15 protein-coding genes and 1 pseudogene are annotated in these 13,042 nt (G+C 64.2%); 12 read left to right on the top strand and 4 right to left on the bottom strand.

Annotation, left to right across the window (positions count from 1 at the left end):
• Positions 1-778: 778 nt before the first annotated feature.
• On the top strand, positions 779-1,957 hold the full coding sequence (locus ACIQ0W_RS06035) for a nucleotidyltransferase family protein (protein ID WP_396641879.1): 1,179 nt from the start codon (positions 779-781) through the stop codon (positions 1,955-1,957).
• Between the two features lie 144 nt (positions 1,958-2,101).
• On the opposite strand, the gene ACIQ0W_RS06030 is transcribed toward ACIQ0W_RS06035, so the two are convergent.
• A complete protein-coding gene (locus ACIQ0W_RS06030) occupies positions 2,102-2,611 on the bottom strand; it encodes a hypothetical protein (RefSeq protein ID WP_396641878.1) in 510 nt (169 codons plus the stop codon).
• 182 nt (positions 2,612-2,793) lie between these two features.
• Here ACIQ0W_RS06030 and ACIQ0W_RS06025 point away from each other — a divergent pair, with 182 nt between their 5' ends.
• A complete protein-coding gene (locus tag ACIQ0W_RS06025; RefSeq protein WP_396641877.1) occupies positions 2,794-3,462 on the top strand; it encodes a hypothetical protein in 669 nt (222 codons plus the stop codon).
• Between the two features lie 194 nt (positions 3,463-3,656).
• Here ACIQ0W_RS06025 and ACIQ0W_RS06020 read toward each other — a convergent pair whose 3' ends face one another.
• A complete protein-coding gene (locus ACIQ0W_RS06020; protein ID WP_396641876.1) occupies positions 3,657-3,836 on the bottom strand; it encodes a DNA-binding protein in 180 nt (59 codons plus the stop codon).
• 119 nt (positions 3,837-3,955) lie between these two features.
• Between ACIQ0W_RS06020 and ACIQ0W_RS06015 the strand changes: the two genes are divergently transcribed.
• The 6 genes and pseudogenes from ACIQ0W_RS06015 to ACIQ0W_RS05990 form a co-directional block, all read left to right on the top strand.
• Entirely contained in the window at positions 3,956-4,600 is a 645-nt protein-coding gene (locus tag ACIQ0W_RS06015; RefSeq protein WP_396641875.1) for a hypothetical protein, read from the top strand.
• A 316-nt stretch (positions 4,601-4,916) separates the two neighbouring features.
• Positions 4,917-5,558 (top strand): thermonuclease family protein, encoded by a 642-nt coding sequence (locus ACIQ0W_RS06010; protein ID WP_396641874.1) that lies wholly within the window; start codon positions 4,917-4,919, stop codon positions 5,556-5,558.
• A 115-nt stretch (positions 5,559-5,673) separates the two neighbouring features.
• A complete protein-coding gene (locus ACIQ0W_RS06005) occupies positions 5,674-6,546 on the top strand; it encodes a nuclease-related domain-containing protein (protein WP_396641873.1) in 873 nt (290 codons plus the stop codon).
• A 103-nt stretch (positions 6,547-6,649) separates the two neighbouring features.
• Positions 6,650-7,267 (top strand): hypothetical protein, encoded by a 618-nt coding sequence (locus ACIQ0W_RS06000; protein ID WP_396641872.1) that lies wholly within the window; start codon positions 6,650-6,652, stop codon positions 7,265-7,267.
• On the top strand, positions 7,260-7,946 hold the full coding sequence (locus ACIQ0W_RS05995) for a hypothetical protein (protein WP_396641871.1): 687 nt from the start codon (positions 7,260-7,262) through the stop codon (positions 7,944-7,946). The genes ACIQ0W_RS06000 and ACIQ0W_RS05995 overlap by 8 nt, the downstream gene beginning before the upstream one ends.
• A gap of 56 nt (positions 7,947-8,002) precedes the next feature.
• Positions 8,003-8,155 (top strand): annotated as a pseudogene (locus tag ACIQ0W_RS05990) (plasmid pRiA4b ORF-3 family protein); the annotation flags it as partial.
• A gap of 22 nt (positions 8,156-8,177) precedes the next feature.
• Here the strand turns inward: ACIQ0W_RS05990 and ACIQ0W_RS05985 are convergent.
• Both ACIQ0W_RS05985 and ACIQ0W_RS05980 read right to left on the bottom strand, forming a co-directional pair.
• Entirely contained in the window at positions 8,178-8,501 is a 324-nt protein-coding gene (locus ACIQ0W_RS05985) for a VapC toxin family PIN domain ribonuclease (protein ID WP_396641894.1), read from the bottom strand.
• A gap of 30 nt (positions 8,502-8,531) precedes the next feature.
• On the bottom strand, positions 8,532-8,798 hold the full coding sequence (locus ACIQ0W_RS05980) for a type II toxin-antitoxin system Phd/YefM family antitoxin (protein WP_396641870.1): 267 nt from the start codon (positions 8,796-8,798) through the stop codon (positions 8,532-8,534).
• Positions 8,799-9,421: 623 nt separating this feature from the next.
• Between ACIQ0W_RS05980 and ACIQ0W_RS05975 the strand changes: the two genes are divergently transcribed.
• From ACIQ0W_RS05975 to ACIQ0W_RS05960, 4 genes are all read left to right on the top strand, one after another.
• Positions 9,422-9,796: a hypothetical protein gene (locus ACIQ0W_RS05975; RefSeq protein WP_396641869.1), complete on the top strand. Its 375-nt coding sequence runs from the start codon at positions 9,422-9,424 to the stop codon at positions 9,794-9,796.
• 129 nt (positions 9,797-9,925) lie between these two features.
• Positions 9,926-10,834: an oxygenase MpaB family protein gene (locus ACIQ0W_RS05970; protein WP_396641868.1), complete on the top strand. Its 909-nt coding sequence runs from the start codon at positions 9,926-9,928 to the stop codon at positions 10,832-10,834.
• A gap of 126 nt (positions 10,835-10,960) precedes the next feature.
• Complete coding sequence (locus ACIQ0W_RS05965) at positions 10,961-11,536, top strand: TetR/AcrR family transcriptional regulator (RefSeq protein ID WP_304686174.1); 576 nt, start codon at positions 10,961-10,963, stop codon at positions 11,534-11,536.
• Between the two features lie 102 nt (positions 11,537-11,638).
• Positions 11,639-13,039, top strand: coding sequence for an amidase (locus ACIQ0W_RS05960; RefSeq protein WP_304686173.1), 1,401 nt, complete (start codon positions 11,639-11,641; stop codon positions 13,037-13,039).
• The last annotated feature ends 3 nt before the right edge of the window (positions 13,040-13,042 follow it).

Here is a 13,042-nt window from a genome sequence, read left to right as displayed (position 1 = left end):
GGTTCCGCGCGACGCGCACGACGTCATCACGGAACTCGGTCGGGTAGGGCTTGGGCACAGCAACATCCTTCCAGGCCACCCTCGAGGGCAAGCCAGATCAGATGTCACCTATTCGTGCAGCAGTCCCAACCGCTTCCTCGCGGCAGTACTTTCCTCGTTGCCTGTCACGCTCTGTTTCCCCCACGGGCTTTAGCGAGTTTCTTCATCGAACTGGTACTCATGACAGTGAGTACTCGCCTAGTGCGTCGAGAGTGGAAGGCCCGCCCTGAGCAAACACCACGATAGTCGCCTCCCCACTGTTCGGAACCTGCTGAAACTTCGGAGTGGCGCGACGCTGCGCGAGAGCTGATTGTCCGTGCCCTCCGGAACCGCGGTAGCGGCTCGTCGGTCGCCGGACTCTACGAGTTCGGGCCCGGTAGCGCGCGTTATCTGCCGATGAGCGGGCCGTATGCAAGGGAAGCGGCCAGGAGCATCGAATCACATGGGACGCGAACTCCCTGCTGTTCGCTAGTCGCTGCACCCCTGCTTGCGATGCTTGTGCAGCGTGATGGCGAAGTCGCTGTCGAGGTTGCCCGTCGCCCGCCGTGCGATCGTCCCTCGCATTCGGATTGCCAACAGGCGTTCCTCAGCGAGACGAGCCATACCCGCTCTCCAATTCCTGCTCTGAGGGGGCACGACCTGCCCGAGCGGAACTGGACCGCCGCGCTGTAGGAGTGGGCACGAACCGCGCTACCGCAGATGGCGAAGTTCCGAATGGTCAGCGCGATAGGATCACGCGATGATGTTCCGGGGGCGATCTCAATTGCGCGACGCTGTTCACGCATACGTCGGGCGAGCCAGGGTGTTGCGACAGATTCAAAGCAACAAAGCCAACGCGGCCGACAAATGGGAACGCGGTTACCTTGTGGTGACTGTCGTCATCGCAACCGTTATCAGTGTGATCGGCTTCGCCGGGGCCGAAAGGATCGCGAGCTTGCTCAGCGCTATCGTCCCGGCCGAACAGGCCATCCCATCTGTCGAATCCATATTCAACGTTGCGGTGTTGCTCATTCTTGTCGTGACGGTCGTGGGGCTCGTGTTTCGATACGGGGAGCGGGCGAATCGCCACTACAGATCGCTTGAGGTGCTCACTGACTTCATGCGCGACTGCACTGATCAAGTGGTGATGCATGACTCGAACGTGAGGCGCTTACGACCGACCGATCTGGACATCGTGAGGACTCGATACAAGGGCATTCTCACGACGCTCCCGCCGTCAACCGACAGAGAATACAAAAAGGCTAAGGCGGACGACGCAAAGAAGCGCGAAACGTCAGCGAGTGGCAGGGGAGGGGAAACCGTCGCGGCGTGGCCGCGTGGCGGCGCGTTCAAGGCGCCGAAGCTCCTCCCTCGGAAGGCAAGAACCAGATTCAATATGCGCGCAGCGCGACGCGTTGCGTACATTCTCGTCACGGACGCGAGACGCGCGGCCGCACTCAGGGCACTAGAGGATGAGTTCGGTTCTCGCGCTTGGATCGCTGGCGGTTTCGTGCGCGAGGCCGTATGGGACTCGCTTGCAGGTTTGCCCGCCGTGAGCCCGCGAGACGACGTCGACGTGATCTACTACGACCCAAACAACACGACCAAGGGAGCGGAGCGAGCCATGCAAGGTCGGCTCGCGGCAAGAGCACCTTCAGTGCGGTGGTCGGTAAAGAACCAGGCCAGGATGCACCTCGTCAATGGCGAAGAAGCGTATGCCTCGCTAGAAGACGCGATCGCTAGATACCCCGAGACAGCGAGTGCGGTTGCTGTCCAACTCAGCCGTGGCCGGGTCCGTGTTCTCGCACCGCATGGGTTGCGAGACCTTGTTGAATTCCGCCTGCGCCACAATCCGTCGGCGGACAAAGCCGCCTTCGAACGACGCCTGCCGCAGATCGCATCGCGCGGCCGCTGGTCGCTCCTGGAGATCATCGGCTGAGCGTAGTGGGGGCGCGAGGACGCCGGCGCAACCTATGCTCCTGAGGTGCCTGCGAGCGTGGCTCGTTTCAATACCGATGGCCCTCGCGGACACATGCCGGAACACGCTGCGCAGATGCGCCGCTCGTGCGGATCACAGGCCGTGTTAGTGACCCGAGTCGGGGTGCTCGCCGCGCATGAGTGCGTCGTACCTTGCTGTCGACGCTGCCGCCGCCTCTGCGGATCGGCGCGAGGCTTCGCCTTTGCTCGCCCCGCGTTCGAGAATGGTTGAGACGCCGATCGAAGCGAACGCGATTCCAACGCCGGCAGCGATTTGAATCACGACCACGAGTGACGAATCCGTGATGTTAGACGTCACGGCGATAGTCACGGCGAGGCCGACCAGAAACACACACAAAGCCAGCGCGCGTTGCGCCACGCGCAGCTTCTCCTTCGGCACGTCGATCCAAGTATTCAGTTCGGCGACAAGGAGCAGGAGGCGCCGGCCGAGGGCGTCGCGTTGCGTGGAATGAGGCAGCATCGCGTGGACTGCAGCGAGTCGCTCAATGCGAAGAAGGAATCGACCCTCCTTAGAGAACCGCCGAGATAGCCACGCGCTCAGTGGTATCCCAACGAGCGCAACCGCCCCGATGATCGCCGACCACATTTCATTCACGCCGGTGAGCGTATCGGACCCAGGGGACATTCGCTCCGGTCGGCAATCACGCATCCGCTGCGATGCCGGCGACAGCGCAGTAGTGCCGCGCCGCTGACGGCCGTCGTGCTCACATCGCGTAATAGGATCCGTTTCGCGCGCTGTGAGGAAACTGGACGGCGCATCAGCTGCGGTACGGCGATATGCTGTCGCGCCTGACCGGTTCGTGCAACGAAAGCACATGGATGGACTCAGATATGACTGATGCGGCGTACCCAGGCACGATCGCGGCGGAATATCTGCCCGATCTGAATTCCCTTTCCGTGGACCACCGCGCCACCTTCCGGGTTGGTCAGATCGTGCGGCTCACTGTGGTCATGGAACGAACGCTCCGCGATGTTCACGCTCGCCTCCAAGCCGTCCGCCCGGATGAATTGCGAAATGGTCCAGACGCCTTCGGTGCACTCGCCAAGGAGACGGAGACCTACCTCAGGATGGCCGGATTTCCGTCCGCTGGTTTGGCTCACTCGGCGCTGCTAGATATTCGGAGGATCTATGGAGAACGAAACCGGTTTGCACATGATCACCTCTTAGTCACAGATCTCGGGCAGTGGGATCGCCTGAGCCTCGATAACACGCTTCCACCCAAGCACGTCAAGCAAGTCGATGAAGCTGCCCTACGCGATGCTGTGCTCGATGTCGTCCGCGCCCAATGGCGACTGCATGCGCTCGAGAACCTCGTAGCGCAATGGCAACATGGCGACATGTCCGCGCTGTCCGATTCCGGGGATATTCACAATGGGTGGGCTGCGATTCTTGGCGGTGAGTTCGACCTGACGCCCGGCGGCGGCGCGATGATTACATCGAACTAGAACTGGACCGGGTCAGCCAAACCTGTGTCTCGTCGCCCCGCCGCGCCCACATCGCAGCTCGGTGTATATGGTGCGCCGCGGGGCATCCCTGCTACGCCCCGGCCGGTTTGCACACGGTCTGCGCCTTCCCTGCGTTGCCCGAAATCGGATCCCAGTGGGCCAGAATGACACTCCGCACCGTTGCCGACTAGTCGTTACGTATTGATGCCGAACACGCGGAGCAGCGGAACGCGGGGGATCATCCGGCGCGGTCCAAGTTGGACCGTGGGGATCGTCCCGTTCTCGATGCCGAGCTTGATCGTGCGGTAGTCGACGCCGACGAGCTTGGCGGCATCCTTCATTGTCAGAGCAAGGTGCTCCGGTGAGCGGTTCATATCCGTTCCCTTCGTTGAGCTAGCAGCGTCAGTCTCCGTTCATCGCAAAGTAGCACACCTTTGAGCCAAGATCGACAGTCTTCTTCGCGAATCGACGGTGACCTGGAATAGTGGGCTCTATGGCAGACGTCGAGGCATATGACATCAGCGACGAACGCATCGATCTCGGCAGCCGCGTCACGCTGCCGAAGTATTGGCATGCGCGCGTATCGGGGGAGCAGGACGTGCCCGGCACGATCACCGTGCGCGTGGAGTGGGATGCTGCGCTCGGCCGCACCGCCGTCGCGTCCGCCGCCCTCGAGCGCGAGGGGGAAGGCGTCGACATCACCAGCCAGATGCTCCGCGAGGTGCGCACGCACTGGATCATGACGACCTCAGCACTCGACGTCGTCACGGTCGACGTCGGCGGGGACGGCGTCAGCGATCGCGACCGCATCCCGGTGCGAGAGTTCCTCAGTCGCATGCGGGCGGCGGCGAAACGTGGCGCCTCGGAGGCGCTGGACGACTCGATCGCCGTCTATCGCGTCGCGACGGCGATCAGTTACCCGCCGCTCAAGCTCGTCGCCGACACCCTCAAGATCAGCCAGAGCACCGCGACCCGCCTCATGACCCGCGCCCGTGATGCGGGTCTCGCGCCGGAAGTGCGGATCCAGGAGCCTCGGCGGGCGCCGGCGGTTGACCCGTACAACCCGGGGAGGCCATATGACCCTGCGGCGCCCCACACCGGGCCTTCTGGGCCTGGGGGGCCGTCGGCCGGGCGATGAGCAGGCCCGCGGCCGATGCACGCGAAGTGATGTCTATTTGGGATGTCACGAGCAGAGAAGTCTTCGCCTGGGAGAACGGGCGCGACGTGCCGAACGTTCCGGTGCGATCCGGCATGCGATGGCGCACGCGGTAGCTGCGCGTCGCGATGAAGCTGCACACCGTTATCAACTCGGAGGGGGAGTGCGGCCTAGGCTCAGCCTTATGCGCGGAGCTTTGTGTGGAGTTATTGTTGTCGTCGCTTTCTCGCTTATCGGATGTGCAGCGGGATCAGCTTCTGACGGCGCTGACTCGGCGACTTCGACGCTTGAATCGCAGGTGACATTCGAGTCCGTCGTTGACGGCGACACCGTCGAGACCAGCGCCGGCACTGTGCGCATCATCGGTATCGATGCGCCAGAGCGCGGCGCCTGCGGACACGCGGAAGCATCGACGCTCGTATCGTCCCTCCTCAGCCAGGGTGATGCGATCATCTTGGAGCTTCCGGACGGGGAGAACGATGAGGACCAGTACGGGAGGATCTTGCGTTACGTCGGCACGGACGAGGGCGTAGACGTTGGATTGACGTTGCTGACGGCCGGTCTCGCGGTTGCCCGATTCGACTCGACGGACGGCTACCCCGCACACCCGCGCGAGTCGGACTACCACGCCGCGCAGGTCGCGACCGTCGCCGCAGATGGGGCAGTGACAACTGTCGCCTGCAAAGGTGCGTCCGACGCGGCAGAACAGGCGAGAATCGTGGCCGAGCAGCAGGCCGCGGAGGCTGCGGCCCCGCCGCCAGCGGTCGATGAGTGGTGGAGACAATACACGTCATGTACGAAGCTGAAGCAGAATGTCAACGGACACCCGACAGGTCCGTTCTCGCGCGATAACCCCTCGGAAGCAGCGATCTACGATTGGTTCGCTCATGGGACTGGCAACAATGGTGACGGTGAAGGCGATGGATTGGCGTGCGAGTAGGCGCTTTCGCTCTCTGCGGCGGCGGAATTCGTAACGTGATCGCTCATTCGTTGACGGATTACGCGGCACTGGTTTCGGCGGCGTTGGCGTCGCATACCGGTGATACGTTCAGCGCGTGACGAGTGAACCGCTTCCGGCTGAAAAGCGGATGCGGCTGCGGTACTCGGGCTCTTGTCGGCTCTGCGACATCCAGCTGCCGGCCGGGCAACATGGGATCTACGAGCGCGAGACGAAGACCGTGCGCTGTGTTCAGTGCCCCGACGTGACAATTGCTGCGACCGAGACCGAGACCCAGGCCGAGATCGAGACGGGGCGCGGACCGAAGCCCCAGTCCGAGGTCGACATCGACGTGGCAGGTGGATCTGCGCGGCGAGAGTATGAGCGTCGCAAGACGGGTCGGGAGCAGCGCATCCGAGCCGCTCATCCGAAGCTCGGCGGTCTGATCCTGGCGTTGTCTGATGATCCCCAGAGCACTCGCGCTTGGGAGCGCGGTGCCATCGGCGAGGAGCTGCTGGCCGAGCGACTCAAGGATCTCCCGAGCGATATGCGTGTTCTTCATGACCGCCGGGTCCCTGGTTCGCGGGCGAACATCGACCACATCGTCGTCTCTTCCGCGGGGGTGTGGGTGATCGACGCGAAACGGTACAAGGGGAAACGTCCCGAACTGCGCGTCGAAGGCGGGATCCTCCGGCCTCGTGTGGAGTCGCTTCGCGTGGGTGGTCGCGACCAGACCAAACTCGTCGATGGAGTTCAGTCTCAGGTCGAACGAGTCGCCGGTGTTGTGGCGGACCCGGATGTCGTCGTTCGCGGCGTGCTCTGCTTTCTCGAGGCCGACTGGCCCCTCTTCGGTGGTGACTTCACGGTGCGCGACATCGCGGTGATGTGGCCGCGTCTGCTCACCAAGCGAATATCCGCGGCTGCCCCAGCTGCGATCGACGTGGACGCTGTTTATGGTCGGCTCAGGGCTTTGTTTCCGAGGAACAGCTGACCGAGGCGCGATGGTGATTGACCTCCGTAGTCACACGGACACCATTTCCATAAATTAACGGATATACGTTCCGTATATTTACGAATTATGCCAAGCTTGACTCGTGAAGACGAACGAGATCGTGTGGCGGACGCTGGCCGAGGGTGCCCTTGCTGGTCGTCGCGAGTGGCCAGACCTCAGCGCGCTTGCGGCTGCGGTCGACGCCCCTGTCTCCAGCACTCACCAGGCACTTGGTCGCTTGGTGGAGATCGGCGCGGTCCAAACTCGGCGTCGTGGCGGGATCATTGTCGTCAGCCCCGAGAAGGTTGTGCTCACGATGGCGGTGAATCGCAACTTGATTCGCGACACCGTCGCGATGACCACGCTGAGCGCAGCCCAGAGTTTGACGAACGAGCATCCGTCGGCTGTCGCCTTTGGCGGAACGGATGCCGCGCTGCACTGGCTAGGGGGCGTCAACACGATCGCCGACAAGGGGACTCGGCTGATCTACGCCGACGCGGGCGTTACCCAAGGCCTCGCCAACGGCGAAGAGGTTCGGGTGGTCTCGCGCGACCGGGTCGCCGCTCGAGTGTGGCGGGAGGGCTACTCGAGCGTCGCTCAGACCTACGCCGACCTGTTTGCGATGCCCGGGTGGCAGGCCAGCGAGTTTCGCGCAGCCCTCCACTCGAGACTTTTCGAGCGAGCGGATTGGGAACAGCCCGCGGAGGAAGCGCATGTCTGAATCCCTGAACGAATCAGACGAGAAGATTCGCCGCGTCCTCGACCACGTCGGGCGCGACCTCGACCCATCGATCTTGATCGGCGGATGGGCGACGCACCTGCGGGTCGGGGGTGAAATCAGTCACGACATCGACCTGATCGTTACTCCGAGCTCTCGCTACCTACTCGATTCGGTCGTCGAAAGTCTCACGGACAACTCGGTCCACCTGGCCCGTAAGTTTCGCGGCGAGGTGGAAGGGGTGCATTTGGACATCTACCTCCCGCATGAGTCGAAACTCGGCACGAGGCTCAAGCTCAAGGTCGAAGTGCTCGCTGAGTACGTCGACGACGACATTGCTCCGCCCTGGTTGCTTCTGACGATCGAGGCGCATTTCGTCACTAAGCTCGCTGCACTCTTCGATCGCTTCCGTTCGGAGAAGGGAACCAAGGATGCCCGGGAAGTTCTCGCTCTGTTGAAGAAGGGCGTTGATCCGGCCCTCGCGCTTCGAATCCTGTCCGAGGCGACCGCCGGACCACCGGGGGACATCCCCGGATACGTCGACGAGATGTTCCGACTCGTCCCGCAGCTCGTCAAGCTGTCCAAGGCCGACCAGAAAGCGATGATGCGATGGCGTCGCGAGTGGGCCCAGGCGGCGCTCGCGTATGCGTCTCCGCACACGCTTTCTCCGCGCACGCTGTGAGGACGATTGGGTATTGGGCGCCGAGGTCTGCTGGGGCAGCCCGGTAGCGTTGGTTCGTGCCCGCTCGCCCTTCTCGCCGCATTCTTCGCTTGCGGGCATCGATCGTCGGTATCGAGCCGGAGATCTGGCGCACCATCGATGTCGACGACAGCCTGTCGCTCGCCCAGCTGCACATGGTGCTGCAGGTGGTCTTCAATTGGTTCGGCTCGCACCTGGGCGACACTCGCGCCCTCACGCCGGGGCGACTACCCGGATCCCGGCCGTCGCGGCGAACTCGTCGGCACCGATCCTCATTGTGGTCGCAAGGTGTATCGCGTCGTTCGAACACAGCGGAGCATGAGTGCCGGCAGCGAGCAGATCCCCGCGAGTTATGTCAACCAGACTTACCGCATCGAGCACTGCCGTGATCGCGTCGATTGAGATGATCGCCGGATGTCGGCCCGCGGCGCAATGCAACTCGGTGTGCAGTAGCCAGGACGCCGCCAGGCGTCGAGAGGAATCAGTGAGAGCGGCGACGAGCGCTTCAGACTCGGCCTCCTCGATCACCAGTTTCATCGGCGGCCGAGGTGTCCAGGTAGGCCACCGTCACCAGCGGCCTCGACTGTCATCGAGCAGTTGCCGTGTGCTCACTGGCGAAACCGTCCGCGTGATCTCTGCCAGTGCCTCATTACCGGTGCGGGCCGGCCTTGCTTCGCCTCGCGCGATGAGCCCGTCAAGGGGCTCGCCTCCCACGGGGACGATGAGGGCAGCCAGGCGGCCGTTGTTGCTGACCAGCACCGATTCGCCTGCCTCAACCCTGCGCAGGATCTCGCCACTGCGGTTGCGCATCTCGCGATGTGTCACGGTCTCCACGGGACGTAGCGTAGCGCGCTGTAGCACCGTTGCCAGAAGGAGGTCTAGCCATGATTAGCATTCTGCACATCGTGGCTGGTTTCTCATCGTGGATGGTGAGCAAACTGCTCAAAATCGCTATGTTGGAATTTGACTCCGAATGCCGATGAATGAACATCCCCTCCGAAGGCCTCTGAATACGCGGTAAACGGCCCCATTTTTGCCCGCGTTTTGCCCGCATCCTATTTGCCGATGGCAGTTTTCGGACGTCGATCGGTGTCGTTGCAGTTGGCAGAATCCGCGTAATTCCGCGGAAATTGTCGTTCGGAGTCGCAGAGCACAATGCTCAAAACGTGTTCGAGTCCCTCCAGGGGCTTCTCTCGCGAACTGCTTCTGATCGGTGTCCTGGTTCTTCGATCATTCGCGAATGCGGCAGTCTGCACACGCTCTTGCCGGTTGCCGTTGAGGTTGCCGGTGAACTGACCGATCTGTCTCGAACGCAGATCCGCGGGAAGATCGTGGTCGTCAGCTAGCGTCGAGGGTGACGAGTGCGCATACGGATTGGGATCAAGATGTGGGCCGAGGTGCGGGCGCGCGAGCGCGTCAATAGGGAGGTTCGAAGTGCGGCAGACCCACACATTCACTTGGACATCGCCGTCACGTCCGAACGTTTGGACGCATTCGCCGACGCCGAAATCGATGTCCAGCTCTCCACCCTCGCCGTGCTTAGGGAGCGGGCTGCGGATTCAAGCAGCACAGAACTGGCGATTGTGGGAGTCGCGATCGCGATCATCGTGGCTATCGTGGCGCCTAGTTCCGGACTGTTCGACGTTGATCTCGCGAACGATCCTGTTCGGCTCGCGGTAGGCATCTTGATCGCGACCGCTATCGCCACTGTGATTGCGATGTTCGTCCTCTTCCTGGTTCCGTGGGGATCTAGTGACTGGATCGTCGCCGCGAACTGGCAGCTGTTTGGTTGGCTGCCTACGAAGACGAACTCGATCTGCGGTCGCGTATGACACCCTCTGGCCGACGGGGTGCATGGTGGCGTCGCCGCCTCGCCGTACCCACCGAACGTCGCCGTATCCGCTGATCTGCAGTAGTGCTCCAGCCGCCCCGCCGTCCGGTGGGCGTGGCACGCTGGAACTATGAAACGTCCCGCACTTCGCGCGCGGCTGCTCACCGCGCTCGCGGGCGATCCAAACGGCACGCCGCGGTGGGTGCGTGAGATCGCCGACGGCGACGACGACGGGTACTTCCCCGACGGGGGCGCGGCCTGGACGGTCCACGCGGGAACCGCGACCTTCGTCGCAGGCATCCGGGCGCTGCTCATCCAAGCGCTTCATCCCGGCGCGATGGCCGGTGTGCACGACTTCTCGCGCTACCGCGAGGATCCGATAGGGCGCCTGACCGGTACCGTGCGCTGGATCATCTGCGTCACGTACGGCTCAACGGCGCAGGCCCAGCAAGAGACGGCGCGCGTCGGCCGGATGCACGAGCGAGTCGCTGGAACCTACGAGACGGATGCCGGCGCTCGCTCCTATTCGGCGTCGGACGCCCGTCTCGTGGAATGGGTGCACCTCGCGTTCACAGAGGCGTTCCTGGGCGCGCACGAGCGTTGGGGCGGTCCAATTCCGGGCGGTGCCGACGAGTATGTGCGCGAGTGGGCGACCGCCGGGCGCCTCATGCGGCTGCACAAGCCGCCCGAGACCGAGGCGGAACTGCGCGAGCGGATGCGCGGGTTCCTCGTCAATGGAGAGCTCCGCCGCGACGAGCGCGTCGACGAGGTGGTGCGATTCTTGCGCGACGTGCCCTTCACCGGCTCGATGCGAATTGCTTATCGCGTGTTGTTCGCAGCCGCTGTCGCGAGCCTGCCGCGGCCGTACCGACAGCTGCTCGGTGTGCGTCGCACGCTCCTGCCCGTCGTGACGGCGACGCGCCTCGTGCTCGCGGTATCGCAACGCGCTCTCGGCTCGGGTCCTCGCGCACAGGACTTCGCTCGAGAACGGCACCGCCGCCTCGCGGCCGAACGTGACGGGGTCCATTCCGCAGGATGAGCTCCGCCCCCCGGACCGAAAATCGGCACGTTGAGGCCGAAACAGGGTGACAGCGTGCAGTGCGGTAAAGTGCCGCCGGCGGGTTGGTGGTAGCGTAACTGACCATCTCGTCGAGGGAGTTCCCGGATGCTCCGCAGCGATGCCCAACAGAATCGCATGTTGTTGCTGGATGCCGCGTGCAACCTGATTGCGCAGGTGGGCACCGATGAGATCAGTGCCCGCGACATCGCCGATCGTGCCGGTGTGAGTTCCGCGACGCTCTACCGCCACTTCCCGAGCAAGCAGGCGCTGGTCGACGGCATCTCCGTGGACCGGTGGGAGCGCATGAGCGAGTGGGCGCGCGGGTCGCGCAAGCCGCGGGCGGCGGTATTCGACATCGCTCTCGTCCTCGACCGATTCTCGCAACTCGTCAGCGACGACGCGCAGTTCATCCAGGCCGCGGGGTTGAAGGTGGGAACCACCCCCACAGCCATCGCTCCCTTCCGCGAGATCTTCGATGCGCGCTTCAGCGAACTGTGGAACGCCGCGAAGGAGTCGGGATCCGTTCGCCGATGGGCCGACCCCCGGGACGCGGTCGAGCTCGTCGGCTCCATCCGTAATAAGGAACGTCGCACTCCCATGCTGGCCACGGTCGTCGGCGGGTTCGTTGCGCCGCAGGTCGACGTCGAACGACTCCTGCGCACGGTGCACCAACCGCGCTGATCATCCATCTGCAACAGATTCGCGGTAGTTCTCTCACTTCGAGCGCACGCACCGCGGTGCGCTCGCATGATCGATCGCGTGTCGAACAATGATGCTCATCCCTTGGATTCAGGAATCCGCTCTCTGGCGGAACGGCTGCGCGATGGCAGCCTCAGTTCGCGCGAGCTGACGACGCTCGCCTTCGACAGGATCGACGCGCGAAACGGCGGGGAGCCGGACTTCGACGGAACCCCCGACGTGGTGAACGCGTGGGTGCGTATCGACCGCGATGCCGCACTGGCTGCGGCAGACGCCGCGGATCGGCGCATCGCAGCGGGCGACACGTCCCTCTTGGCCGGTATTCCCGTCGGGCTCAAGGATCTGTTCGGCGTCGCAGGCAAGCCACTCACGGCTTCGAGCCGCCTTCGCGCAACGGACATCGCGGAGTCGGACAGCGCCGCCTGGGCAGCCCTGTCGGACTCCGGCGCCGTCTACGTCGGTCACACCCACACCCACGAGTTCGCGGCCGGCGGCACCACCGACCAGGTCGGCAACCCCTGGAACCTCGCTCACAGCCCCGGGGGTTCGAGCGGAGGATCGGCTGCCGCCGTCGCCGCCGGCATGGTGCCTCTGGCGCTCGGCACGGACACGGCGGGGTCGCTCCGCATCCCCGCGGCCCTCGTCGGTGTCTCCTCTTTCAAAGCAACATTCGGTCGTGTGCCGACGGACGGCGTCATCCCCCTCTCGACCACGCTCGACCACGCCGGTCCGATCGCCCGGACGATCGACGACTGCGCGGTTGCACTCGAGGTTGTGAGCGCCGCTTCGCGCTCGCGAGACCCGTTCGGTGTCAGCGCGCGTCCCGGCATCATCGCGCCGCACGCAGCCAACCTGCGCGGTGTGCGGGTGGCCGTGACGGATCGTCCCGATGCCGTCGATGTCGAACCGGACGTCCGCGAGGGACTGGAGCGGGCCGTCGCGGCTCTGTGGGAGCTGGGCGCGACCGTCGTCACCGTCCCGGCCGCCCCTGATCTGTCGAAAGCCGACTACGACACGATCTTCTTGGCCGAGGCTCGCAGCTACCACGCGCAATACGCCGACCGCGCGAGCGAGTACCGCCCGAGTGTGCGCGAGTTCCTGGCTCACGACCTGCCGCCCATCACCGTCGACGTCTACCTGGCTGCCCAGGAGCGCCGGGCAGGGGTTACGGCCGCGTGGCAGCGCTGGTTCGCCGACAACAACATCGCCGCGCTCATCGAACCGACGGCCGCGTCCACGGCTCCCCTCCGCGGACACGGGTACGACGCCGGTCGTCCGATGGGCGGCACGGATCCGCTCACAGCCTTCACCGCGACCTGGAATGTCACCGGCTTCCCCGTCGCCGCGCTCCCTGCCGGAATCGGGAGTCGCACCGGACTGCCGGTCGGCGTATCGGTCGTCGGGCCCGGCGAAGCCGACACCCACACTCTGGCCATCGCCCTGGCCCTCCAGGAGCGCCTTCCCGTCCCCGTTCTGGCGTGGTGAGCT

The organism is Microbacterium sp. (assembly GCF_044340635.1).
In the GTDB taxonomy this organism is placed as follows: Bacteria; Actinomycetota; Actinomycetes; order Actinomycetales; family Microbacteriaceae; genus Microbacterium.
This window is presented reverse-complemented; position numbering and strand designations above follow the sequence as displayed.

Excerpts from the sequence above, each read along its gene's own strand:
- ACIQ0W_RS06035 (WP_396641879.1), top strand. The coding sequence starts at position 779 with ATGATGTTCCGGGGGCGATCTCAATTGCGCGACGCTGTTCACGCATAC.
- ACIQ0W_RS05970 (WP_396641868.1), top strand. The coding sequence starts at position 9,926 with ATGAAACGTCCCGCACTTCGCGCGCGGCTGCTCACCGCGCTCGCGGGC.
- ACIQ0W_RS05985 (WP_396641894.1), bottom strand. The coding sequence starts at position 8,501 with ATGAAACTGGTGATCGAGGAGGCCGAGTCTGAAGCGCTCGTCGCCGCT.
- ACIQ0W_RS06025 (WP_396641877.1), top strand. The coding sequence starts at position 2,794 with ATGCTGTCGCGCCTGACCGGTTCGTGCAACGAAAGCACATGGATGGAC.
- ACIQ0W_RS06020 (WP_396641876.1), bottom strand. The coding sequence starts at position 3,836 with ATGAACCGCTCACCGGAGCACCTTGCTCTGACAATGAAGGATGCCGCC.
- ACIQ0W_RS05995 (WP_396641871.1), top strand. The coding sequence starts at position 7,260 with ATGTCTGAATCCCTGAACGAATCAGACGAGAAGATTCGCCGCGTCCTC.
- ACIQ0W_RS06015 (WP_396641875.1), top strand. The coding sequence starts at position 3,956 with ATGGCAGACGTCGAGGCATATGACATCAGCGACGAACGCATCGATCTC.
- ACIQ0W_RS05965 (WP_304686174.1), top strand. The coding sequence starts at position 10,961 with ATGCTCCGCAGCGATGCCCAACAGAATCGCATGTTGTTGCTGGATGCC.